Below are 21,963 nucleotides of genomic sequence, written 5' to 3'. Positions count from 1 at the left end.
TCGGCGGGACAGGCGGTTGCCGCCCCGTCGTGGTGGTCGGCCAGGGAGGGTGCCCGGTGGATCCTGCAACTGTCTGCGATTGCTCCGAAGCCGCTCAGGTCGTGATGAGTGAGGTCGTCGGTTGACGCCCAGCCAGGTACGGCGGTTCGTTCGCCAGGGCGCTGTCAAAACCGGCGTTATCCGCTTCGGAGACCGACGGCCCGTTCACGCTGCCCGGCGGTCCACCGCGCCCAGCCATTGCGTCAGGGCCTTGCGCACCTCGTCCGGGTCGGGGTCCTCGGCCGCCCACGCCGCATAACCGTCGGGCCGAACCAGTAGGGTCGGGCGCAGGCTGGTCGCCGGGGAGGCCGTCACCACCCGCCCCGCCCACGGCGCGGCGACCGCGGCGACATCGCAGCCCACCAGCACGAATCTGCCCTCCCGCAGCGCCTCGTAGAGCCGGGCCGGCTCCGCCGCCAGGCGGAGGTCAGGAACCCGGCGCCCGGCGAGCGGATGAGAGCCCCGGGGCGCGGGGTAGGTGATCCCGATGCCGGAGATGCCGCGAGACGCGCGGGCCTCCACCACGGCCAACTGGTGCACGACGGTGGCAAGCGCGGCCCGCAGCGCGCGGATCAGGGGTGACCCGGTGGTGACGGCCGTGAGGAGTGCGTGACTGACCCGCAGGACCATCCGCCCCACCGGGTGACGCTCCGCGTGGTAGCTGTCCAGCAATGCGTCGCCGACCCAGCCGTGCGCAACGACTGCCAGCTTCCACCCGAGGTTGGCGGCGTCCTGCAGCCCGGTGTTCATGCCCATGCCGCCGGCGGGCGAGTGGACGTGTGCGGCGTCGCCCGCGAGGAACACCCTTCCCTGCCGGTAGCGGGGCACCTGCCGCTCGTCGCTGTGGAACCGGGAGAGCCACCGCGGGTCGTGCATCCCGAGGTCGCTGCCGATCGTACGCTTCGTGATGTCCCGGACGTCCTCCAAGGTGAGCGGCGCATTGTCGGGCACCTGTCGGTGCCGGTCCCAGCCGATGATCCGGTACCAGCCGTCCCCGAACGGCGCGAAGAACGTGAAACCGTCCTCGTTCGAGGCGAAATTGAAGATCTCGTCGGGGGCGCGGTCGAGCAGCACATCGGCCAACATCACCGAGCTGATGACCGACTTACCAGGGAACGGCATACCCAGGCTCTGCCGGACGGTGCTGCGCGCCCCGTCCGCACCGACGACGTAGCGGGCCCGGAAGATGGACGCGGAGCCGTCCGGATGGAGCACGTGCACGTCAACGCCGTCCGAGTCCTGTCGCAGCCCGGTGACCCGAGCCCCACGGAGGATGCTGGCTCCCGCCTCCTCGGTCCGGCGCAGCAGGGCCCGCTCGACCTGCCACTGAGGAATGGTGAGGATGAAGGGAAAGCGCGTCCGGAGGTCGGAGAAGTCGATGCTGAGGCGGCCGAACGGGTGCAGCGCCCGGGTTGGTGTGCCGATACGGAGCAGTTCGTCGGCCAGGCCGCGGGCATCGAGCTGCTCCAGGGTTCGCGCGTGGAGGCTGAAGGCGCGGCTCAGGTTGGATTCGCGATCGCGTTGCTCCAGCAGTGTGACATCGACTCCGGACCTGGCGAGGTCACCCGCGAGCAGCAGGCCGGTCGGGCCGGCCCCGACCACCAGAACGTCCGCGTCTGGTGCCCCGTGTCGGTTCGAGGAGGCACCCGGTGACAGGTCCGTCGTGTTCATGCTTCCGAGTCTCAGGCCTGTGTGAGGGTGCTGCACGGTGGGACCGCGAGTGGCGGCGCACGGCGAGGCCGTCCCGGTCGGTCGCCGGCGCGCCACGAGCGAGCGTTACCAATGGTTACGGCACCGTGCCGATATCTGCGCCGAAGCACTTCACACTGGGGGCCCACCGTGCACCACCTCCTGCCGACGTTCTCCGACGAGGTCACCGCGAAGGTGCTCGTCATCACCCTGACCTTCCTCGCCGACCTGATCCGGCAGACGTCACCCAGACCTGGCGGTACCTGATCTCCGAAACCAGGGCCGAAACGCCCCGTTAGAGCTCCTCAACTGCCAGCTCGCTCCGGCTCTTCGATGATGGTCGGGCCGTTGACCTGAACCGGAGGAGACGACCAGGCGGAGCCGTGCTCTCGGGAGAGTTCGCCGGAGACGTGGCTGTACGCTGCGTCCAGTTCGGCCAGTTTTCCGCGCATACCCTTCAGGCCCTCCTCGACGATCTGGACTCCAAGATCGTGCCGGAACGCGAGCCGCAGCAGATAGACGCCGTCGGACAGCGAGTCGTCGAACCAGTTCTTCGCCCGATCGTAGGCCACTTCGGGGTCCGGGCTGCCGGGTAGGGCTTTGACGATCCGGTAGCCGAGTCCAAGGGCGGCGTTGAGCTCGGAGGCGATGTCAAGGACCAGCTTCGGGATCACCATCTGGGCCTGCGCGTACTGGTCGTTCCACTCGTCCCGCGCACCGTCCAGGCGCGCCGAGTCGATGCTCTCACCGCGTTCCAGAGCGAGCACCGCGTCCCGGGCGGCCACCCGGTAGGCCCGGCCGGCCGCGTTGAGCGCGGCGTAGATCTCGCGCTTCATTTGCAGGGCCCGTTCGCGTTGCTCCGCCTCGCGCTCGATGTCGCGCCGGCGCTGGTCCTCAGCGCGTTCTCGCTCGGCTCGACGGTTCTGCTCTGCGACCTCGGCACCATGGGCACGCTGCGTGAGCATCGTGGCGCACAAGGTGCCACCTACGCCGACGAGCGCGACGGCGAGCGTGGTCCAGTCCGATGCGGACATCCCCCGGTCCCCCTGAACTTCCGTGTACGGCCTGCGGGCATTCAGGTCCGAACTGTAGTCCGCTGGCGAGGTGCGCGAGAAGCAGATGAGCGCCCTGCCGATCTGCCGATCGGCAGGCGCTCATACCAGGACGGCGTCGTTTCAGGGTGTCTGTCTGGTCTGATGCCGATTCAGGTAGTTGATGGTGCCGGGCAGTTCAGAGCTCGGGCGGAGCGGAGGCAGGCACGACCTCCGGGTGATCACGAGGTGTCGAGTCCCTTATCGCCACGACGGAAGACCGTGCCCGCCCGTTCATCATCGCCCCTCCCCGTCGGCCTGGACCAGCTTGCCGGCGCCCGGCCCCCGAGCCCGGGGAACAACCGGGCCTGCTGAACTGCCTCGCGGCCGTGCCCGATCCACGCCGGGCGCGAGGCCGCCGTCATCCCCCCGGGAGGGCTGACCGAACGCCCCCGGCTCCGCCCCCGCTCACCCCGCGTCCGGCAGTTCCCGCCTTCGCCGACGCCATTTCTGCAGGGAACTCCCCATGGTTTCCGCCTGCCGTTCCTCATGGTGAACCCCTGACGGGGAGTGATTGCATCGTGGTCGGCGGACGAACCTCGCACGGTTCGCCCCGCCGGCCGAATCCCACTCCCACCCGTCGAAAGGAGGTGCCCCGTGATCCGCAACCACAAGATGACGCTGCGTCCGCGCCTGGACAAGATCCGCGTCCGCCCGGGCAAGTGATGACACAGGGGCCCGCGGTCTCATTCCGCGGGCCCCTGTTCGGCCCGTCCGGCCAGAGCACAGGGGGGAAGAGGATGATGACGAGGGAATTGAACGAGACCAGCGGAATTCCGTTCCTGTTCGACACCGAACGGAGCCGCCGCACCACGGGGCTGTGCCTGTCGATCGGCTACGGCGGGCGGCACGACCCGGCGGGCCTGGAGGGATCCGCCCACCTCCTGGAGCACCTGCTCATGTCCGCGCCGCTCTCGGGCGGTCCGTCGCTCTCCGAGCGCATCGAGGCCCTCGGCGGACAGTGCAACGCCTCCACCGGACCGGAGTCCCTGCTGTTCTTTGCCGAGGTCCTGAACGAGGACGCTCCGGCGGTCGCCCGTTGGATGGCGGACGCCGTCCTGCGGCCCGAGCTCTCCACCGACCTCCTCGCCTCGGAGCGGCGGGTCGTGCTCCAGGAGCTCGCCGCCGCGGCGGCGGACCCCAGTGACACCGTCCAGGACCTCTTCATGGCCGAGCTGTTCGCCGGCCACCCGCTGGGCCGCCCGTGCGGCGGCACGGTGGACAGCGTCGGCGAGGCGACGGTGGCCGGGCTGCGGGACATCCACGCGCACGCGACCACCACGCGGCCGCTGGCCTTCGCCGCCTCCGGCGGTGCCGACCCTACGGCGCTCCGGAGCTCCCTCGCCTCGTCCGCACTCGCCGCCCTGGACCCCGCCGCCCCGGACACCACCCCCGCGCTGCCCACCGCCCGGCCGCAGCCCTCGCCGCCCCGTCGGCGGACGACCGCCACCCACCACACCCCGGAACAGTGGCCCGACCGCTTCTGCTGGTTCGTCGCCGGTGCCCGGGGCCCGGCCGTCGACGACGAACGCCGGTACGCCTACACCGTCCTGTCCCACCTGCTCGGCGCCAGCCCGGTGTCCGCGCTCTACCGCCGTCTCCGTGGGGAACAGGGCCTCGCCTACGCGTTCCGGTCCTGGTCGCGCAGCTACAGCGACGCCGGCGCCTGGCGCATGGTGGCCGGCAGCGAGCCCGGCAACGCCCCGCGGATCCTGGACGTGCTGTGCGAGGAGCTGGCGCACGTCGCCGCCGGCGCACTGAACGGTGAGGACGTCGAGGCCGCACGCCGCCAGGCCGTCATGGAGGTCGTGCGCGAGGCGCAGGACCCGCTCGAACACGCCATCACCCTCGCCAACCGCCGCTGCGTCCGACGCGACCGCTGGGACCCGGAGCACGAGATCCGGACGCTCCGCCGGACCTCCGAGACCCAACTCGCCGCCGCGGCGGCCGAGATCGCGGACTCGCTGGTCGTCGTGGTGGACCGGGAGCAGGCGTGACCTCCTTCGCCGTGTCCTCGGACTTCCTCCGGGGCGCAGGCTCGGAGGGACTGCTGCGGACGGTCGCCGGAGCCGAGTGCGTCTACGGCGCCTACCACGACCCACTGACGGGCGACCTCCGCTGTCTGGTCGAACACGCCGAACCACGGCTGCTGCGCGACCTGTCGCCGCTGCTGGAGGTGGTCCGCGAGGAGATCCCCGGCTGCACGGCGGTGCTCGCCCGCACCCTGCCGGGGCAGGACGTCGACCCGCGGCTGCGCCCGTTCCTCACCTATCTGCGCCACACCGGCCCGATCGGCTCCGGGGCCACAGTCCACGACGGAACCGCACCGCGCAACGGTGCCGCGCCGGGCGGCGACGTCCGCACCGACGGGGAGGTCCGGGTCACCGGAATCACCGACGAGTGCGCCGACCGCGTCGCCGAGTGGCTGGCCCGGGCCCTCGTCGACGGCACGACCGACCACGGACGGGCCTGCGCACCGGCCGCTGCCCTGGACACGGCCCGTCAGACCCTGGACGACCCGGCGTGCCGCACCTTCGTCGCCTGGCTGGGCCCGGTGCCCGTGGGCCACGCCACCGTGAACCGGGAGGCGTCCGACGATCCCAGCGGCGTCGAGTTCGTCGACCTCCTGGACGTCCTGGTGGAGCCCGGGGCCCGCCACACCGGAGCCGGCCGACGGCTCGTGCGGGCGTGCGCGGAGCTGGCCGAGGCCGCCGGCCTCCCGCTCGTCGGCAACGTCGTCCACCCCGCGTCGCCCGCGGGCCTGGTGCGCAGCGAGGGCGTCGTCGCCGACCTGCGGAGCCGCGGCTGGGAGCCGGCGTTCGCGTACCGGTGCCTGCCCGTCGTCCCCGTCGTCTGAACCCGCTCCCTGGGCTCGGGCGGCCGACCGCCCGTTCACTCGCTCTCGAAGGATGATCATGTCTGCCGAAGGTCGTCGCGCCCCCGTCACGGTGGGCCTCCTGCGCCGGATCCTCGACGTGGGCCCCGACGAACCCCTCAGGGACGTCGTGCGTGCGGCGCGCGCGTGGCGCGGGCACCTCGCGCCGCTCGTGCTGTCGGCGGCGGAGGCCGAGGGGGCCGTCCTGGGCACGGGTTCCGGGGACGAGCTGCGCCGCATGGGCGCCCGGGTGGAGGACTACCGCCGGCTCGCCGAGCTGCTGACCGCCGCGGTGCCGGGCGCCCGGGTGCTCAAGGGCCCGGCGCTCGGCCGTCACTGGCCGGCCGCGCTGCTGCGTCCCTGCGGGGACCTCGACGTCCACGTGCCCGACGCGGCCGCGCTCTGGCGGGCCGTGCGCGCGGTGGCCGACCACCGGCCGCTGTACGACCTCGACGTCACCGTGCTGCGGCGTGGCGACGTCCTGCACTGGGTGGTGGTGCTCCGCTGGCAGGCCGAGGACCCGGTGCTGGACATCGACCACCGCGTCGAGCTGGCGACCTTCGCCTACCCGGGCGACCTCGGGGTCGTCGACGTCCGCACCGGGCCGCCCGCCCACCAGGCGGTGGCCGACCTGCTCGCGCTCGCCGAGGAGCGCTTCGATCGGCCGTTCGGCCCCAAGGACCTCCTGGACCTCGCCTTCGTCCTGCGTTCGACCGACTGTCCTCCCCTGCCCGAACTGGCCGCCGCCGCCGAGCGGTTCCGGCTCGCCCCGGAGCTGCGCGAGCTCGCCGAGCGCCTGCACGGCGTCGCGGACCTCACCAGCCCGGCCGCCGAGCGCCTGCTGATCCTGCTGGACGGTCCGGCGGAGCGCGAGCGGGCCGCACGGGCCGCACGGCCACTTCCGGACGCCGAACTCCCCCTGCACGGGTTCCGGCTCACCGCGGCCGTCCGCGTCCGCCACTCGGACACCGTGGAGTTCGTCCGCTTCGACGGCGGCACCGTCCTGCGGTGCCCCGTCGGGGACTTCCTGCTCGTCGACTCGGACCGGGTCGACCCCGACGTCCACGACGCGGCGCTCGCCGCCCTCGCCGCCCTCGGCACGCCGGACGACGTCGAGCGGAGCGCCCGGTGAACATGGTCGAGGTCGAGCACGTGAGCCGCCGCTTCCGGACCGGCGGGAACCGCTGGACGGACGCGCTCACGGACGTCTCCCTGTCGGTGGCGGCCGGCGAGGTCGTCGGGCTCCTCGGGCCGAACGGCGCCGGGAAGACGACGCTGTCGCGCATCCTCACCACCCTCCTGCTGCCGTGCGAGGGCCGGGCCCGCGTGGCCGGGTACGACGTCGTGCGCGACGCGGCGGCGGCCCGGGAGCGGATCGGCCTGGTCCTCGGCGGTGAGCGCGGCCTCTACGGGCGGCTGACGGCACGGCAGAACCTGCGCTACTGGGCCGCGCTCCGAGGCGTCTCGGGCCGGGAGGGCCGCCGCCGGGCCGACGAGTTGCTCGAACGGCTGGGCCTGTCGGCCCGGGCGGACGAGCGGGTCCAGACCTACTCCCGGGGCATGGTCCAGCGGCTGCACCTGGCCCGCGCGATGATCAGCTCGCCGCCCCTGCTGATCATGGACGAGCCGACCAGCGGGATGGACCCGCACGCCGCGCAGGGCTTCCGCGCCCTGGTGGCCGAACTGCGGGCGGGCGGCACCACGATCATGCTGGCCACACACGACATGCAGGAGGCCCAGGAGCTCTGCTCCCGGGTCGCCATGATCGATCGTGGGCGGATCCTGCGCCTGGACACCACCCGCGCACTCCTGGCCGACGTCGGGGTCTCCCGCGTGGTCACCGCGGTGGGCGCCGGTCCGGCCGCGGTGGCGGCCGTGGCCGCGATCGCCGGAGCCGGCACCGGCGCCGGTTCGCCCGACGGCCGGCTGACCGTCGAGGCCGCCGACACCGTGGTGGCCGGCGCCGTCGTCAGGGCGCTCGGAGCCCACGGCGTGCACGACGTGTCCGTCGCGGCGCCGACGCTGGCCCAGGTGTACCGGACCGTCATCGAGGACCGGGAGTTCACCGTCTGATGGCGTCGTTCGTCCGCCTCCAGTGGCTCCTGCTGATCCGCTCCCCCCGGCTGTTGGCGACCCTGGTCGTCCTCCCCCTGTACGCGCTCGTCCTCTTCGGGACCGTCCGCTCCCATCCCGCCCCCGACGTCGCGGCCACCGTTACGCTCGGCGTGTTCCTGATGTCCATGTGGTCGCAGGCGATGTTCGTGGCGGCCGAGGTGGTGGGCGACGACCGGTGGGACGGCACGCTGGAGCCCTCCCTCCTCACACCGCGGGCCTACGTGCTCTCCCTGGTGGTCCGGGTCGTCACGACCACCGCCCTGAGCGTGCCGGCGCTGTTCGAGGTGATGGCCATCGGACGGTTCGGCTACGGCCTGCATGTCCCGGTGCACCACCCGCTGCTCGCGGCCGTCACCGTGGTGCTGCTGGTCGTCGGGACGAGCGGGTCGGCCCTGCTGGTCAGCGGGCTGATGGTGGTGGCGCCGGGGAGCCGTTCCTTCCAGAACGCGCTGACCTATCCCTTCTACATCCTGGGCGGTCTCATCCTTCCCGTCACCTCGCTCCCGGAGCCCGTCTCCTGGCTCTCCCGGCTGTTCTTCCTGTCCTGGGGGACCGACCTGCTGCGCGCCGCCTTCACCGGTGGCCCCGGGCCGGACGGCGCCGGCCTCCTCGCCCTCCTCGCGCTGTCCGCCGCGCAGCTGGCGTTGGGGATGGCGCTGCTCGGACGGGCGCTCGCCCGTGCCCGCGACGGGAGGGCGAGGCTCTATGCCTAGGCCCGGAACGACCGCGCCGGGGCACCGCCCGGTCCGCCCGACCCGCCCGGCCGTCCTGCTGCGCCAGGCCGGCTACGGCCTGCTGAGCAGTTATCAGGACTACCGGGCGCAGCACACCTGGTGGTCGTGGCTCTTCGGCTGGCTGGTGCGCCTGGTGTGCCAGGTCCTGTTCTTCTCCATGGTGGGGCGGCTGGTCGGGTCGCCGGATCTCCAGCGCTCCATCGCGGTCGGCAACGCCGTACTGCTCGGACCGCTGTGCGCGCTCGGGGTGGTGTCGTCGAGTGTCGGCGAGCGCCGCGGCGGCACGCTCCCCTTCCTGCTCCTGAGCGTCGGGGGACCGTTCCCGGCGCTGGCCGCGCGCGGTCTCTACTGGGCGGTCGACGGTGCGCTCACCTCGTGCATCGCCCTGTGCACGCTCCCCGCCCTGGTGGGCCTGTCGCTGTCCCCGGCGACGGCGTGCCGGTGCGCGGCGCTCATCCTGCTGACCGCGCTCAGCGGCTACGCCCTGGCCCTCGGCCTGGCGGGCATCAGCCTGCGCTGGCCGGAGAGCCGGATGTACCTCACGGCCGGCACGACCATCCTGCTGATGGCCCTGACCGGGGTCAACGTGCCCTCCCCGGAGGGCGGCGCGGCGGGTGCGCTGGCCGGCCTGCTCCCGGCCACCCACGGCCTCGGAGCCGTGCGGGCGGTGCTCGCGACCGGGCACCTGCCCGCCGGGCAGGTCCTAGGCGAGTGCCTGGTTCTCGTGGGCTGGGGCGCGGTGGGCGCCCTGGCGCTGACCACGTCCCTCCGTCACCAGGTCCGCACGGGATCCCTGGACCTGAGCTGAGCCCGGCCGTGCCGGCCCGAGTCGTCCTGCGGCCGAACCGTGCCACCCTGCGGCTGAGCCCGCGACCACGGCCACCCACCCCCCTCGAACCGATCCGAAAGCGAGAACCCCCATGGCTCCCAGGCGCGTGGTCGCCCTGACCGGACCACCCGGCTCGGGCAAGTCCACCCAGGCCCGGCGGCTGGCCCGCACGCTCGACCAGGACGGTCACCCCGCTCTGCTGGCCTCGGTGCCGGCGCTCTTCCGCGGCTCGGGGCCGGTGTGGGCGCTCGTGACGCCGGACGAGGCCGCCGAGATCCGGCGGTTGCGGGACGCGGCCGAAGCCCTCGCCTCGCAGGGCCACCTGATGCCGTGCGTACTGGACCGGATCCTCGTCGCGGCGGTCCGGCGGGCCGCACCCGGCACCACGGTCATCCTGGACGGCGCGCCCCGGGGCCTCGCCCAGTCGCGGCTCCTCCTCGCGGGCCTGCCGGACGTCCGGCGCCTCACCGTCGTCCACCTGCGTCTGCCCGGTGATCCGGTCCTGGCGTCCTTCGCCCGCCAGACGGCCAGGGAGCGGGCCAGGACCGGGGAGGAGCCCGGTCCGGACGTCGAGCGGCGCCTGCTCGCGAAGGCGCGCACCTACGTCACCGACACGGTGGCCGGCCTGGTCGAGGCCCGCCGGGCGGGGGTCCGGATCGTCGACGTCGACGCGGCGCTTCCCGAGGACACGGTCGGGGCGCGGATCCGCCGCCAGGTCGGACTCCCGTCCGCCGAGCGGGTCGCCGCCGGCACCCGGATGTCGCCGGGGGCCGCGCCGTGGAACTGATCCTCGTCCGGCACGGCCGGACCGACGCCAACGCCCGACGGCGCCTCCCGGTCTCCGGCGGGATCCCGCTGGACGAGGTGGGACGCGAGCAGGTGCGCCGCACCGCCGAGCGGCTGCGCGACGAGGCGCCGCGTGTGGCGGTCGTCCACGCCAGCGACGCCACCCGCGCCCTGCAGACCGCCGCCGTCCTGCGCCGCGCCCTCTGCCCCGGGCTGCCGGTCCTGGCGGAGCCGCGGCTGCGCGAGATCGACTGGGGTCTACTGCGCGGCGCGCGGAGCGACGCCGGGGCCGAGAGTGCCGGTGGCGAGGGCGGGTCCGGTGGCGAGGAGACGGCCCTCGCCCGGTGGACGAGTGACCCGACGGTCCGACTCCCCGGCGGCGAGAGCCTGTTGGACGTCCGGGAGCGCGTCCGGGCGTTCCTGCGCTCCCTTCCCGCCACGGCGGGGGACGGCGCCGTCCTCGTGGTGTCGCACGCGGTCACCCTGACCGTGCTCACGGCCGAGGCGGCCCGGTGGCCCCTGCTGGAGACCTGGCACTCCCACCGCGCCCACCTGGCGACCGGGCAGTACCGGCGGCTCGTCCCGGTCTCCCCCTGACACCCCGTCGCCCCGGCACCCTCCCCCACTCCCCCGGATCGGCCCGCCCGATCCGTTCCCGGCGCCTTCCCCGGCCGCCTGGCCGTTCTCCACCCCACCACGCGCCCCTTCGAAGGAGTCCCCTTGCGTTCCACCACCCTCGCCCCGCTCGTCGACCAGGGCGTGCTCGACGACGTCCTCGACCGACTGGGTTTCATCCACGCCAACGACCACTGCCGCCGCAACTGCACCCACTGCCCCGCCTTCGGCGACACCACACCCGTCGTCATGACGCCCTACACCGCGCTGCGGACGCTGGTCGCCGACGTCGGCGAGGCGTACCGCCTGCGCGACCGCGCGCCGTCCCGCAGCATCGCCTCCTGGCGGATCAGCGACCCGCTCGACTACCACGTCCGGGACGGCTCCGGCACCCGGACGACCTTCGACGTCGCCCGGCTGTGGCGCGAACACCTCGGCCAGGGCCTGTACCTGGTGACCAACGGCAGCGAGGGCAAGCGCTTCGCCCGGACGGCGCTCCAGCGGATCGCCGCCGAACCCGAGGTCGTCTCCCAGGTCAAGCTGACCGTCACGCCCTGCGATCAGGGCTGGGGCACCGAGCGCCACCTGACCGGCATCGCCGAGGACATCAGGGTGCTCGCCCCGCTCTGGGACCTGGGGTCCACCCGGATCGAGGACCCGGACGGGCTGCGGTTCCGCATCAACCTCAAGGCCACCCGCGGCCGCCGCGAGGAGGCGTGGGAGTTCACGGCGAAGGCGCTGGAGCTGGCCGGCATGTCCCGGGGCGACATCGACAAGGCGTTCGGCGACCCCCGGCGGATCAGCGCCAAGGACGTCTACGACCTGGGATCGCGGCTGGGCGACAGCCCCGTCCCGGAGGCCGTCAGCATCAAGTCCTCGGACGGCACCCGCTACAAGCCGACGGAGGACGAACGCTCCCGGCACCAGTTCGGGATCTACCCCGACGGATCGGTGCGGCTCATCGACATGTACGGGTTCCGGGTGCACCCCGCCACCGGCCCCTCCGGCGCCCCGCTGAGGGTCGCCCTGCCCAGCTGACCGGGACGACCGGACGCCAGCACGCATCACCACGACCACCGAAGAGGAACCCTTGACCAGCGAACGGATCGTCCCGCTCCACGAGGCCGACCAGCACGGGCCGTCGCAGATCGGCCACAAGGCCCGGGCCCTGGCACGGCTGCGCCGGCACGGCGTCCCCGTCCCGGACGGCGTCTGCCTGACCTCGGCCTGGTTCGGGGACGTCATGCGGCGGACCGCCCTGGGCGGAGTCGTCACCGATCAGCTCGCGACACTGCGGGCCGTCCCCACCGGGACGGGTCGATCGCTCGAACTGATCCGCCGGGCCGTCCTGGCGACGGAGTGGCCCGAGGAGGCGAGGGCCCTCGTGAGCGCGGCCGTCGAACCGCTGCTCGCCGACGGGCCGGTGGTGGTCCGGTCGTCCGTCCCGGCGGAGGACGGGGCGGACCGGTCGTTCGCCGGCGTCTTCCACTCCGAGGGCCCGCTGGAATCGGTCGAGGACGTCCTGACGGCCCTCCGGCGGTGCTGGGCCGCCCTGTGGACGGCCCGGTCCTACGCGTACACCCGGGGCGACCTGCCGCGCGAGTACGCGGCCTTCGTCCAGCGGTGGGCCGAACCGCGGATCCACGGTGTGACGTTCACCCGGGACCCGCTCGGTCGCGCCCCGGGCCCGGTCACCGAGGCCTCCTGGGGCGGCGGCGACACCACCGAGGGCACGGGTTCGGCCGTCCGGGTCACCACGGGCGAGGAGCAGGACGGTCCGCAAGCGCGCCACCTGCCGGCGGAGCTCCGGGCCCGACTGTCCGGGCTCGCCACGCTCGCCGAGGACATCCTCGGGCACGCCCTGGACATCGAGTGGGTCTGGAACGCCGCGGGCCTGCACGTCCTCCAGGCCCGCCCGATCACCGGCGCGGGCGGCCCGGTCGCTCCCCCGGCCGACCGGTGGTGGCCGGACGCCCGCGTCGCCGAGCTCTACGACGTCGACCTGGGCCACCTCCGCCGCCGGTTGGAGAGCGGGCTGCAGAAGCACATCTGGCTCCGCCGCCAGTGCGGGGCCGCCGGTGTGGAGACCTACCGCGAGGCCTACGCCGTCTACCGCGCCGAGAGCGCGGAGCGGGTCGCCGAGGGCCTCCGCTCCCACCTGCGCACCGAGTTCGTCCAGGTCAACTGGAGCGCCCGGGGCACCGACCTGGTCGTCCCCGTCGACCGGCTCGGGGAGGCGCTCGCGGCCGGACACGCGCGCAACCCGCTCGCCGACCCGGCGTTCAGCGCCGTGCACCTGGGCGAGATCGTCCCTGCCGAGGCCTCCGGGTTCTCGACCGTCCTCTCCGACGGCACCGTGATCGTCGAGGCCTTCCCCGCCGGCCTCCCCGGGATCAAGGAGGGCTCGTTGATCCCCTCGGTCTTCACCGTGGACGAGCTTGACGCCGTGCACCGCCGCAACGTCGCCGTGTTCGACCGGCGGTGCACCGTCCGGCCCGGGGAGGGCTGGTGGTGGCACCCGCATCCCACGGCTCCCTACGCCTTCGACCGCTCCGACCGGGAGATCCGCGACGTCGCGCGCATCACCCGGGCGATGTGCGGCGCCCTGGGGGAGGCCCGGCTGGAGTGGTACAGCCAGGGGGAACGCGCCATGGTCCGTGACGTCAGCCTGGAAGGCCGCCGCCTGCACCCGCTGGGCGCCGGCCCGGACGCCGGGCACGTCATCGCGGGCGGATCGGTGATCGGCACCGCGCTCGTCGTGCCCGAGATCGCCGCGCTCGACGACCTGGCGCGCGCGTGGGAAGTGAGCGTCGTCGGCTTCGGCTCCGACAACACCGCGATCATGGCGGACGACGTCATCACCTCGACGGTGGCCGCCGCCCGCGCCGTGGACGCCCCGGTCATCGTGGCCGAGTACCCGTCGGCCGGCCTCATCCCGCTGGTCGACGTGGCGAGCGGCTTCGTGTTCGAGCGCGGCAACCTGCTCTGCCACACGGCCATCGTCCTGCGCGAGCGCGGGGTGCCCGCCGTCGTCCTCCCGCGCGCCAGGGAACTGCTGCGGGACGGGCAGTCGGTGGAGATCTCCCCGGCCGGCGTCACCGTCGCCGGTTCCGGCTCCGGTACGGGACGCGCCCGATGACGAGACGGGTGTACGAGGGGGCTCCGCCGCTCGTGTCGCGGCAACTATCCTTCAGGAGGTCCGAGTTGCACCAGGCCGGGCTCCACCGGCTCGATCTGGGCGACGCACGCCAGCTCGCGCTGCTGCTGTGCGACGACTCGGTGCGGGACGGCCACTCGGGGCAGGACGGCCACTCGGGGCGGGACGGGGGCAACCCTCTCCTGTCCCGCCCCGACTTCGCCCCCGACGGCTTCACCGTCGCGGAGCGGATCGCCGGGAGCGTCCCATTGGAAGCCGGCGAGGAGGACTTCGACTCCTGGCTGACGCGCGGCGTCGCGGGCAAGGTACGGCGGGCCCTCCCCGGCACGGATCCGGCCGCGGCGGCCGCCATCGCGGAGTTCTGCGCCGGCGAACTGCTGCGGCTGCTGGACCACCGGCACGGCGGCGAACGCGTCGCGGACGGCCTCTGGAACCAGGAGCTGACCTCGGTGATCGACCGCGTGATCGCGCACTGCGCCCTCGGCGACGCGCGCGCTCCGCTGGTGACCCACGCCGGCTACGCGACCCTCGGACGCCGGGTGTCCCTCGCCCTGGCCCCGCGCGTCGTCGAGCACTGCCGCGGGGACGTGGCCCGGCTGCTCCGCTTCAGCCTCGCGGCCGGCCTGATCGGCGCCGACCGAAAGCTACGGGTTCCCCGGCCGGGGCTCGCGTTGGACCTCCGTCCGGACGAGGACCCGCAGGCCGCGGCGGCCCGGCTGTGGCCCGCCTTCGCCGAACGGGCCGAACGCGTCCCGGTCGTGGACGACACCTCCTCCTTCCTCGGGGAGGTCCTGGACCGCCCGACCCGGTTGGCGTGGTTCTTCGACGACTGCCCGGAGACCGCCTTCGACCTGCTGCTGCTCTCCCGGCTGACCGAACTCAACCCCCGGCTCCGCATCACGATGGTGCCGAAGTCGCTGCCCTGCTACACCGACGCCGACACCGGCTACGTGCGGCGCCTCCTGGCGTCCCCCGCCCTGCACCGGCTCGGGGCCACCGCCCGCCTGGCTCCGGCCGCCCTGTGCCGCTCCGGCCCCACGATGGCGACCGCCAACCTCCGCAAGCTGTCCCCCGATCTGGCGGCGCGCCTCGGCGCGGCCGACTGCGTCTTCGTGAAGGGCACGAGCATCCACGAGATGTTCCAGGGCGGTCTCGGCCGACCGATGTACACCGGCTTCACCCTGGTGAGCGGCTTCAACGAGAGCGCGATGGGCCTCGACGCGGCGGAGGCCCCGCTGATGCTCGTCCGCACCGGCGCGGGCCAGTACACGAGTTGGGGATTCGATGGCCGCGCAAGCCGCTGGGCGACCTTCGCCGGCCCGCGGACGGTGCGACTGTGCTGGAACACCGTCGCGGACCGGCTGCGCCGCGGTGCCGCCGACCGGGAGACCCTGCGCGCGGAGCTCCTGCGGCTCGACCGGCTCGCCCCGCAGGTCGCCCCGCGCACCCGCCACGCGCTGGACGCGGAGCGAGCCCTGGTGCGCCGAGCGCTGACCGGGGAGCGGAGCCCGGTCGGCAACGGGGCACACCGCCCGTGACCCGACCCCGGCCCCGCATCGAATCCACCGGCCCCCGTTCCAGGAGCACCGTGCGACCGCCCGCATCCGACTGGCTCGACGACGTCGTCGACCTGGTCGCCGCCACCGCCAACCGCTTCCCCGCGCACAACGGGGCCTTCCACCTCGTCGCCCGGCTCGCCGAGGAGAGCGGCGAACTGGCCCAGTGCGTCAACCACCTGGAGGGGATGGGTCGGAAGACGGAGCGCCACGGGCCCGCCGACGTCGAGGACCTCACCAAGGAGGTCCTCGACGTCGCCCGCTGCGCGATCGCCCTCGCCGTCCACTACGGGTGCCTGGACGAGCTGCGGGCCCTCACGCGGGAGAAGCTGGCGTCCTACCGGGCACGGGGCTGGTCGTCCTGACGGGCGAGCCGGGAGCGCGCTGCCGGCCGGGGCTGCGAGCAGCGCCGGCGAGGTTGGCAACACGGGCCGTTCCCAGCGGAGTTCTTCAGCGGCACCACCATCACGACCACTGCGGACTGCGCCTCGCCCGCCGCCCAGGCCTCGCGTGGGAGGCCCTCCCACAGGAGGCCGTCGTCCGACAGGTCCGGCCCCTCGCGCGGGTCCGGTTCCCCGCGCGGCGCGTCCGGGCCGTCGTGCGGGACGCCCCGCCCCTGGTGCGGCACGCGCGGTCCCTCGTGCGCTCGATCCGGTCCGTCGCCGCCGCCGTCATGAGGCAGGGCCCGCGCGGCGCGGAGGAACCGCTCCAGGTGTGGAGCGCCCAGGTCGAGCGCCGCGGCGAGCTGCTCGACGGAACGGCGGTGCGGCCGCCGCACCCGCCCCCGCTCGATGTCGCTGATCGTCCGCACGCTGACCTGGGAGATCCGGGCCAGCTCCTCGTGCGTGAGTCCCGCCTCGTGGCGGAGAGCTCTCAGCATGTCCCCGAATCCTGCGTCCATCTGTCGTGCCCTTGACACGTTCACCCCCGGCATTCCTGCCCCGCTTTCCCTGCCACGTATGTGGCGGGCCCCCTCGGGCCGTTTCCACCAACGGTGGACGGCACGGAACACGGGCCCGCCGACTCCCCTCAGCCCCCGCACGAGGGAGAATCCACGATCGATCGCGTTTGGGAGCGCTCCCAAACCGCATCGGGAGCGTAGCAGCACTTGACACCGGCGAAGCCGTGACACACGGCGGAGCGCGCGATCCGGAGGACCGGACGAGGGTGTCGAGGCGGGGAGGTCCGGACGAGGACGGGCCGGACGAGGATGGTCGGGAAAGGACGGACCGGCGAGGACGGGCCGCCGGACACCGCACGGCGGCCGATGGGGCGTCAGGCCGAGGCCCGGACCGCCAGTTCGGTCGGCAGGACCACCTGGCGACGCGGCCGGCCGGGCTCGGCGATCTCGTCGAGCAGCAGCTGGACCATCAACCGCCCCATCGCCTCCGTCGGTTGGCGCACGCTGGTGAGCGGCGGTTCGGTGCTCCGGGCGATCACGGAGTCGTCGAAGCCGACGACCCGCACGTCATCCGGCACGCGCCGCCCCGCCTCGCGCAGCGCCCGGAACGCACCGACGGCCATCAGGTCGGAGGCGCAGAACACCGCGTCCAGGGCGGGGGCCCGGTCCAGGAGCTCCCGCATCGCCGCGTAGCCACCCGGCTCGGTGAAGTCCCCGGTGGCGACGAGCGCGTCGTCCCGCGCGAGCCCGGCCTCCGCGACCGCGTCCCGGTACCCCGCCAGGCGCGCCCCCGCCGCCTCCATGTCGAGCGGCCCGGTGATCGTGGCCACCGTGGCACTTCCGCGCGCGAGCATGTGCCGGACGGCGGCCCGGGCCCCACCCGCGTTGTCCGCGTGGACGTAGCTCAGCGGCTCCCGCTCCGAACGCCGACCGCCCAGCACCGCCGGCATGTCGAGCCGGTCGAGCAGGTCGGGCAGCGGGTCGTCCCGGCGGACCGAGACCAGGAGCACACCGTCGACCCGGCGGGCGGTCAGGTAGCGCGTCAACCGCTCGCGCTCGCGCTCGTTGCGGACCAGGATCAGCAGCAACTGCAGCTCGGTCGAGGCGAGTTCGTCGGAGATCCCGGCGATGACGTCCGAGAAGTACGGCTCGGACCGCAGCCGCGCGAAGCTCTCCGGAACGACCAGCGCGATGACGTCCGTCCGCGAGGTGACCAGGGACCGCGCCGCCTGGTTCGGCACGTAGCCGAGCTCGGCGATCGCCCGCTCGACGTCCTCCCTGGCCTTGGCGCTCACTTTGGGCGACCCGTTGATGACGCGCGAGACCGTTCCCCGGCCGACTCCCGCGCGCGCGGCCACGTCCTCCAGCGTCGGCCGTCCGGCGGACCGGGCCGACCCCGGTCCCGGCTGTTCGGTTCGGGTCATGACCACACTCCGGCGCGGCTCACGGGGCGATCGCCCGGAGCGGGACGGCGGGGGATCCCCGGAGTCGGCCGGTCCGGAGACGCGCGTGCTTCTCGGGCACGGGCGATCCTACACGCCGATTAGAGCGCTCCCACGCACCCTTCCGCCGGCCCGTCCGCCCACCCGACCCACCCACCAGCCCGCCCTGGGCGCCGTCCGCCCGGATCCGTCAGCGCGGCACCCGCGGCCGCCGTTGGTGCACGCATCGTCCCTGCGCCGAGGAGGGCCGGGGCCGACACGGTCGCCGTCCGGCGCGGATGCCACACCGGCACGGTGATCGAGTTGGCTTGACATGTCATCAGACGAGAAAGCACTCTTCTCTCACATCTCGGTGAAAGCGCTCCCACAGTCATGCCCGCCCACCACGTCGGCAAGCCGGGCCCGTCGGCGGCGCATCCCTCGAAATTCTGGACAAGAGGACTTCGGCATGCGCATACCCGGAACGGCTTCGACGGCCAGGCGCGTGTCCCGGGCCGCATCGGTGCTGGGACTCTGCGTCACGCTGGTCAGCGGCTGCGGCGTCGCGGGCGACCCCGACCCGGCCGGCGCCGACGACGCGGGCCACGGGATCACCCTGACCATCGGCGACTTCGGCACCTTCGGCTACAAGGAGGCCGGACTGTTCGACGAGTACATGAGCGCACACCCCGGAATCACCGTCGTCGAACACAACGTCCAGGACGAGAACACCTACTACCCGGCGTTCCAGACCCGTCTCGCCGCCGGGCGCGGCCTGGACGACATCCAGGCCGTCGAGGTCGGTCGGATCGCCCAAGTGGTCAAGCAGGCGGACAAGTTCGCCGATCTCACCACGGCCGAGGGGGTCGACCGGAGCGCCTTCCTCCCGTGGAAGTGGCAGCAGGCCACCACGCCGGACGGCCGTACCGTCGCCCTCGGCACGGACATCGGCCCGCTGGCGGTGTGCTACCGGAAGGACCTCTTCCAGCAGGCCGGCCTGCCCACCGACCGCGACGAGGTGGGCCGGCTCTGGCAGGGCGACTGGGCGCGGTTCGTCGAGGTCGGCCGGCGGTTCCAGGCCGGGGCGCCCGCAGGCACCCACTTCATCGACTCCACCAGCGGCCTGTTCAACGCCGTGGTCGCCTCCGGCAGCCCCCAGTACGACGACGAGGGCGGCCGGCTGGACTATCGGAACAGCGCCGGCGTGCAAAGCGCCTGGGACCTCTCGCTCGGCGCCGCCCAGGCGGGCATCAGTGCCGGGCTCAAGCAGTTCGATCCCCAGTGGAACCAGGCGTTCGCCAACTCCGCGTTCGCCGCCGTCGTCTGCCCGTCGTGGATGACGGCCATCATCGCCGGCAAGTCCGGGGAGGCCAACCGGGGCAAGTGGGACATCGCCGCGGCTCCGGCGGCCGGCAACTGGGGCGGCTCCTTCCTCTCCGTCCCCGGCGCGGGCCGCCACCGCCGGGAGGCCGAAGCCCTCGCCGTGTGGCTCACCGCGCCCGAGCAGCAGGCGAAGGTGTTCGTCCGGGCCGGGAACCTGCCGTCCACCGCGACCGCGTTGAGCCGGCCCGAGGTGCAGCACGCGGCGCTGGACTACTTCGGGGACGCCCCCACCGGGCAGATCTACGCCGCCGCGGCGACCTCCGTCCAGCCCGCCGTGATCGGTGAATGGGACGGCCTGGTCAAGAACTGCCTCGCCGACACCCTGCTCAGCGTGGAACAGCACCGGCGCCCGGCCGCCGAGGCGTGGTCCGCCGCCACGCGGGAGATCGACGGCAAGGTCGGCGACTGAGCCCGGCCGACGCACTGTCACCGCCCTGCCACCGCCTGCCACCGCCTGCCACCGCTCGTCCGCGACACCCGTCCGTCCTCCCGGCGTTCCCGCCGCCCGGCTCATCGGGGCCGCGACTCCCTCCGGAGAAGACCCGCCCGTGCACACCGCCCAGACCGACCCGCCCGCGTGCCCGCGGCCCGCTCCGCCGCACCGCCGGCGGCCACTTCGCACCCGCCTCCACCGGCTCGACGTGAAGGCCGCTCCGTACGCCCTCGTCGCCCCCTTCTTCCTCTGCTTCGCGGCCTTCGGCCTGTTCCCGCTCCTCTCCACGGCCTGGATCTCGCTGCACGGCGTCAGCCTCGTCTCGCTGGACGACACGCGGTGGCTCGGCGCGGGCAACTACGTCCGGCTGCTCCACGACGATCTGTTCTGGAACGCGCTGCGCAACACCCTCACCATCGGCGTGCTGTCGACCGTGCCGCAGCTCCTGCTGGCCCTCGGCCTGGCCCACCTGCTCAACCACCGCCTCCGCGGCCGGGGCTTCCTCCGGATCGCGATGCTCGCCCCGTACGCGACCTCGATCGCGGCGGCCGCCCTGGTCTTCTCGCTGCTGTTCGGGCGCGACTTCGGGGCGATCAACTGGCTGCTCGGCCGGATCGGCGTCGGCGGCGTCGACTGGGAAGGCGGCCGGTGGAGCTCGCAGATCGCCGTCTCCGCCATCGTCGTCTGGCGCTGGACCGGCTACAACGCCCTGATCTACCTCGCCGCCATGCAGGCCGTCCCCCGGGACCTGTACGAGACGGCGGCACTCGACGGGGCCGGCCGCTGGCACCAGTTCCGGCACGTCACCCTGCCGTCCATCCGGCCCACGGTGGCGTTCACCGTCCTGGTGTCCACCATCGGCGCCACCCAACTCTTCGGCGAACCCCTGCTGTTCGGCGGCTCCACCGGGCACGGCGGCGGCTCGGCCCACCAGTACCAGACCCTCGGGCTGTACCTGTACGACGAGGGCTGGTACGCGTTCCGCCTCGGCCGCGCGGCCGCGGTGGCCTGGGTCATGGTGGTGATCACGCTGCTGATCGGCGCGACGGGCTACGCGGTCGGCCGGGTCCGGCGCGCCGGTGGAAGGGGCTGAGCCCGGTGTCCGACACCTCCCCGCGCGCCGGACGGGCCCCGGCGCGCCGCCGCCACCACCAGACTCGGACCGGGGTCCCGGGCATCGACCGGCCCGGACCCGTCGGCTACGCGGTGCTGGCCCTGACGGCGCTGGTCTTCCTGTTCCCGCTGTACTGGGCGGTGGTCGGCGCGTCGACGTCCGGCGGGCGGATCGCCCGGACCCCTCCCCCGCTCCTGCCGGGGGGCAACCTTGGGCGGAACCTGGACACCGCCTGGAACCAGGTCCACATGGGGCGGGCCCTGGTCAACTCCGTGGTGGTGGCGGGCTGCATCACCGTCAGCACGGTGCTCTTCGCCACCCTGGCGGGCTTCGCCTTCGCCAAGCTGCGCTTCCGCGGTCGCGGCGCCCTGCTCGGACTGACCGCGGCCACCATGACCGTCCCCTCCCAACTCGGCGTGATCCCGCTCTACTGGGTCATGGCGCAGCTGCACTGGACCGACCGTCTGCCGTCCGTCATCGTGCCCAACCTGGTCGCCGCGTTCGGCGTGCTGTTCATGCGGCGCTTCCTGGCGACGGCGCTGCCCACCGAGCTGGTCGAGGCGGCCCGTGTCGACGGCGCGAGCAGCCTGCGGATCGTGGTCGGCGTCGTGCTGCCGATCGCGCGGCCCGGCATGGCCGTCCTCGGGATGCTGGTGTTCGTCCAGTCGTGGAACGACTTCTTCTGGCCGATGATCGCGCTCAGCCCGGGCAACCCGACCGTCCAGGTGGCCCTGGCCGGTCTCGGCGGCGGCTCGTACGACGCCGACCAGGCCGTCATCCTCGCCGGCACGCTGATCGGCACCGTGCCGCTGATCCTGGTGTTCGTCGTGCTCAGCCGGCACATCGTCGCAGGCATCACCGCCGGAGCCGTCAAGGCCTGACGCGGCCCTCGGCGGGCGGGCCCACTCGGTCGGGGTGAGCCCCTCGAAGTCGATCACGACGTCATCGCGGCAAAGCGCGGGTCCTCCCCCGCCCCGACCTGACATCACCGAGACGGGGACACGCAAGCGGCGGCGCGTTCGCGCTGCCGCTTGGCCCCTGCGGCCCCGGCCGGGCGTGTGGCCGGAATTTCTGCTCCGAACGTCACGGCCCCGGGCCGGCGTCAGAGCACCAGGCCGTGCTCGCGCAAGGCCAGGCGCAGCGCGCGGATGGCGTAGAAGCAGCGGGACTTGACGGTGCCTTCGGGCACGCCGAGCAGCTGGGCGGTCTCGGCGAGCGAGCGGTG

Annotated in this window: 20 protein-coding genes; 15 read left to right on the top strand and 5 right to left on the bottom strand. The window is 73.6% G+C overall.

Annotation, left to right across the window (positions count from 1 at the left end; all coding sequences use genetic code 11):
- Nucleotides 1-204 precede the first annotated feature (204 nt).
- On the bottom strand, nucleotides 205-1,710 hold the full coding sequence (locus ACWCXH_RS32820; protein ID WP_449805144.1) for an FAD-dependent monooxygenase: 1,506 nt from the start codon (nucleotides 1,708-1,710) through the stop codon (nucleotides 205-207).
- Nucleotides 1,711-2,033: 323 nt separating this feature from the next.
- Nucleotides 2,034-2,762, bottom strand: a complete 729-nt coding sequence (locus ACWCXH_RS32815; RefSeq protein WP_449805143.1) for a hypothetical protein — start codon at nucleotides 2,760-2,762, stop codon at nucleotides 2,034-2,036.
- A gap of 800 nt (nucleotides 2,763-3,562) precedes the next feature.
- Between ACWCXH_RS32815 and ACWCXH_RS32810 the strand changes: the two genes are divergently transcribed.
- From ACWCXH_RS32810 to ACWCXH_RS32755, 12 genes are all read left to right on the top strand, one after another.
- Nucleotides 3,563-4,816 carry a M16 family metallopeptidase gene (locus ACWCXH_RS32810; protein WP_449805142.1) on the top strand — a complete coding sequence of 418 codons (1,254 nt, stop codon included), beginning with the start codon at nucleotides 3,563-3,565 and terminating at the stop codon, nucleotides 4,814-4,816.
- Nucleotides 4,813-5,676 carry a GNAT family N-acetyltransferase gene (locus ACWCXH_RS32805; RefSeq protein WP_449805141.1) on the top strand — a complete coding sequence of 288 codons (864 nt, stop codon included), beginning with the start codon at nucleotides 4,813-4,815 and terminating at the stop codon, nucleotides 5,674-5,676. Before ACWCXH_RS32810 ends, ACWCXH_RS32805 begins: the two co-directional genes overlap by 4 nt.
- Nucleotides 5,677-5,734: 58 nt before the next feature.
- On the top strand, nucleotides 5,735-6,826 hold the full coding sequence (locus ACWCXH_RS32800; protein WP_449805140.1) for a hypothetical protein: 1,092 nt from the start codon (nucleotides 5,735-5,737) through the stop codon (nucleotides 6,824-6,826).
- A 2-nt stretch (nucleotides 6,827-6,828) separates the two neighbouring features.
- The gene (locus tag ACWCXH_RS32795) at nucleotides 6,829-7,767 is read left to right on the top strand and encodes an ABC transporter ATP-binding protein (RefSeq protein WP_449805161.1); all 939 of its coding nucleotides are present in this window, start codon (nucleotides 6,829-6,831) and stop codon (nucleotides 7,765-7,767) included.
- On the top strand, nucleotides 7,767-8,522 hold the full coding sequence (locus ACWCXH_RS32790) for an ABC transporter permease (RefSeq protein WP_449805139.1): 756 nt from the start codon (nucleotides 7,767-7,769) through the stop codon (nucleotides 8,520-8,522). The genes ACWCXH_RS32795 and ACWCXH_RS32790 overlap by 1 nt, the downstream gene beginning before the upstream one ends.
- On the top strand, nucleotides 8,515-9,351 hold the full coding sequence (locus ACWCXH_RS32785) for a hypothetical protein (protein ID WP_449805138.1): 837 nt from the start codon (nucleotides 8,515-8,517) through the stop codon (nucleotides 9,349-9,351). Before ACWCXH_RS32790 ends, ACWCXH_RS32785 begins: the two co-directional genes overlap by 8 nt.
- 112 nt (nucleotides 9,352-9,463) lie before the next feature.
- The gene (locus ACWCXH_RS32780) at nucleotides 9,464-10,159 is read left to right on the top strand and encodes a hypothetical protein (RefSeq protein ID WP_449805137.1); all 696 of its coding nucleotides are present in this window, start codon (nucleotides 9,464-9,466) and stop codon (nucleotides 10,157-10,159) included.
- Nucleotides 10,150-10,755 carry a histidine phosphatase family protein gene (locus ACWCXH_RS32775; protein ID WP_449805136.1) on the top strand — a complete coding sequence of 202 codons (606 nt, stop codon included), beginning with the start codon at nucleotides 10,150-10,152 and terminating at the stop codon, nucleotides 10,753-10,755. Before ACWCXH_RS32780 ends, ACWCXH_RS32775 begins: the two co-directional genes overlap by 10 nt.
- A gap of 123 nt (nucleotides 10,756-10,878) precedes the next feature.
- The gene (locus tag ACWCXH_RS32770) at nucleotides 10,879-11,811 is read left to right on the top strand and encodes a hypothetical protein (RefSeq protein ID WP_449805135.1); all 933 of its coding nucleotides are present in this window, start codon (nucleotides 10,879-10,881) and stop codon (nucleotides 11,809-11,811) included.
- Between the two features lie 52 nt (nucleotides 11,812-11,863).
- The gene (locus tag ACWCXH_RS32765) at nucleotides 11,864-13,912 is read left to right on the top strand and encodes a PEP/pyruvate-binding domain-containing protein (RefSeq protein WP_449805134.1); all 2,049 of its coding nucleotides are present in this window, start codon (nucleotides 11,864-11,866) and stop codon (nucleotides 13,910-13,912) included.
- A gap of 65 nt (nucleotides 13,913-13,977) precedes the next feature.
- Complete coding sequence (locus ACWCXH_RS32760; protein ID WP_449805133.1) at nucleotides 13,978-15,468, top strand: ARMT1-like domain-containing protein; 1,491 nt, start codon at nucleotides 13,978-13,980, stop codon at nucleotides 15,466-15,468.
- A 50-nt stretch (nucleotides 15,469-15,518) separates the two neighbouring features.
- A complete protein-coding gene (locus tag ACWCXH_RS32755; protein ID WP_449805132.1) occupies nucleotides 15,519-15,851 on the top strand; it encodes a hypothetical protein in 333 nt (110 codons plus the stop codon).
- On the opposite strand, the gene ACWCXH_RS32750 is transcribed toward ACWCXH_RS32755, so the two are convergent.
- Together ACWCXH_RS32750 and ACWCXH_RS32745 are read right to left on the bottom strand one after the other, a co-directional pair.
- Nucleotides 15,824-16,366 (bottom strand): helix-turn-helix domain-containing protein, encoded by a 543-nt coding sequence (locus tag ACWCXH_RS32750; protein ID WP_449805131.1) that lies wholly within the window; start codon nucleotides 16,364-16,366, stop codon nucleotides 15,824-15,826. The genes ACWCXH_RS32755 and ACWCXH_RS32750 overlap by 28 nt on opposite strands.
- A 395-nt stretch (nucleotides 16,367-16,761) precedes the next feature.
- The gene (locus ACWCXH_RS32745) at nucleotides 16,762-17,811 is read right to left on the bottom strand and encodes a LacI family DNA-binding transcriptional regulator (protein WP_449805130.1); all 1,050 of its coding nucleotides are present in this window, start codon (nucleotides 17,809-17,811) and stop codon (nucleotides 16,762-16,764) included.
- Between the two features lie 466 nt (nucleotides 17,812-18,277).
- Between ACWCXH_RS32745 and ACWCXH_RS32740 the strand changes: the two genes are divergently transcribed.
- From ACWCXH_RS32740 to ACWCXH_RS32730, 3 genes are all read left to right on the top strand, one after another.
- Nucleotides 18,278-19,600, top strand: coding sequence for an ABC transporter substrate-binding protein (locus ACWCXH_RS32740; RefSeq protein ID WP_449805129.1), 1,323 nt, complete (start codon nucleotides 18,278-18,280; stop codon nucleotides 19,598-19,600).
- A gap of 139 nt (nucleotides 19,601-19,739) precedes the next feature.
- Nucleotides 19,740-20,717 carry a carbohydrate ABC transporter permease gene (locus ACWCXH_RS32735; RefSeq protein WP_449805128.1) on the top strand — a complete coding sequence of 326 codons (978 nt, stop codon included), beginning with the start codon at nucleotides 19,740-19,742 and terminating at the stop codon, nucleotides 20,715-20,717.
- Nucleotides 20,714-21,619 carry a carbohydrate ABC transporter permease gene (locus ACWCXH_RS32730; RefSeq protein ID WP_449805160.1) on the top strand — a complete coding sequence of 302 codons (906 nt, stop codon included), beginning with the start codon at nucleotides 20,714-20,716 and terminating at the stop codon, nucleotides 21,617-21,619. Before ACWCXH_RS32735 ends, ACWCXH_RS32730 begins: the two co-directional genes overlap by 4 nt.
- Before the next feature lie 221 nt (nucleotides 21,620-21,840).
- Here the strand turns inward: ACWCXH_RS32730 and ACWCXH_RS32725 are convergent.
- Nucleotides 21,841-21,963 (bottom strand): sigma factor-like helix-turn-helix DNA-binding protein (locus ACWCXH_RS32725; RefSeq protein WP_449805159.1); only part of this gene is annotated, 123 nt, incomplete at its 5' end.

It is taken from the genome of Kitasatospora sp. NPDC001660 (assembly GCF_053596725.1).
Note: the sequence above shows the minus strand (reverse complement) of the source record. Positions and strands in the feature narration are given on the sequence as shown.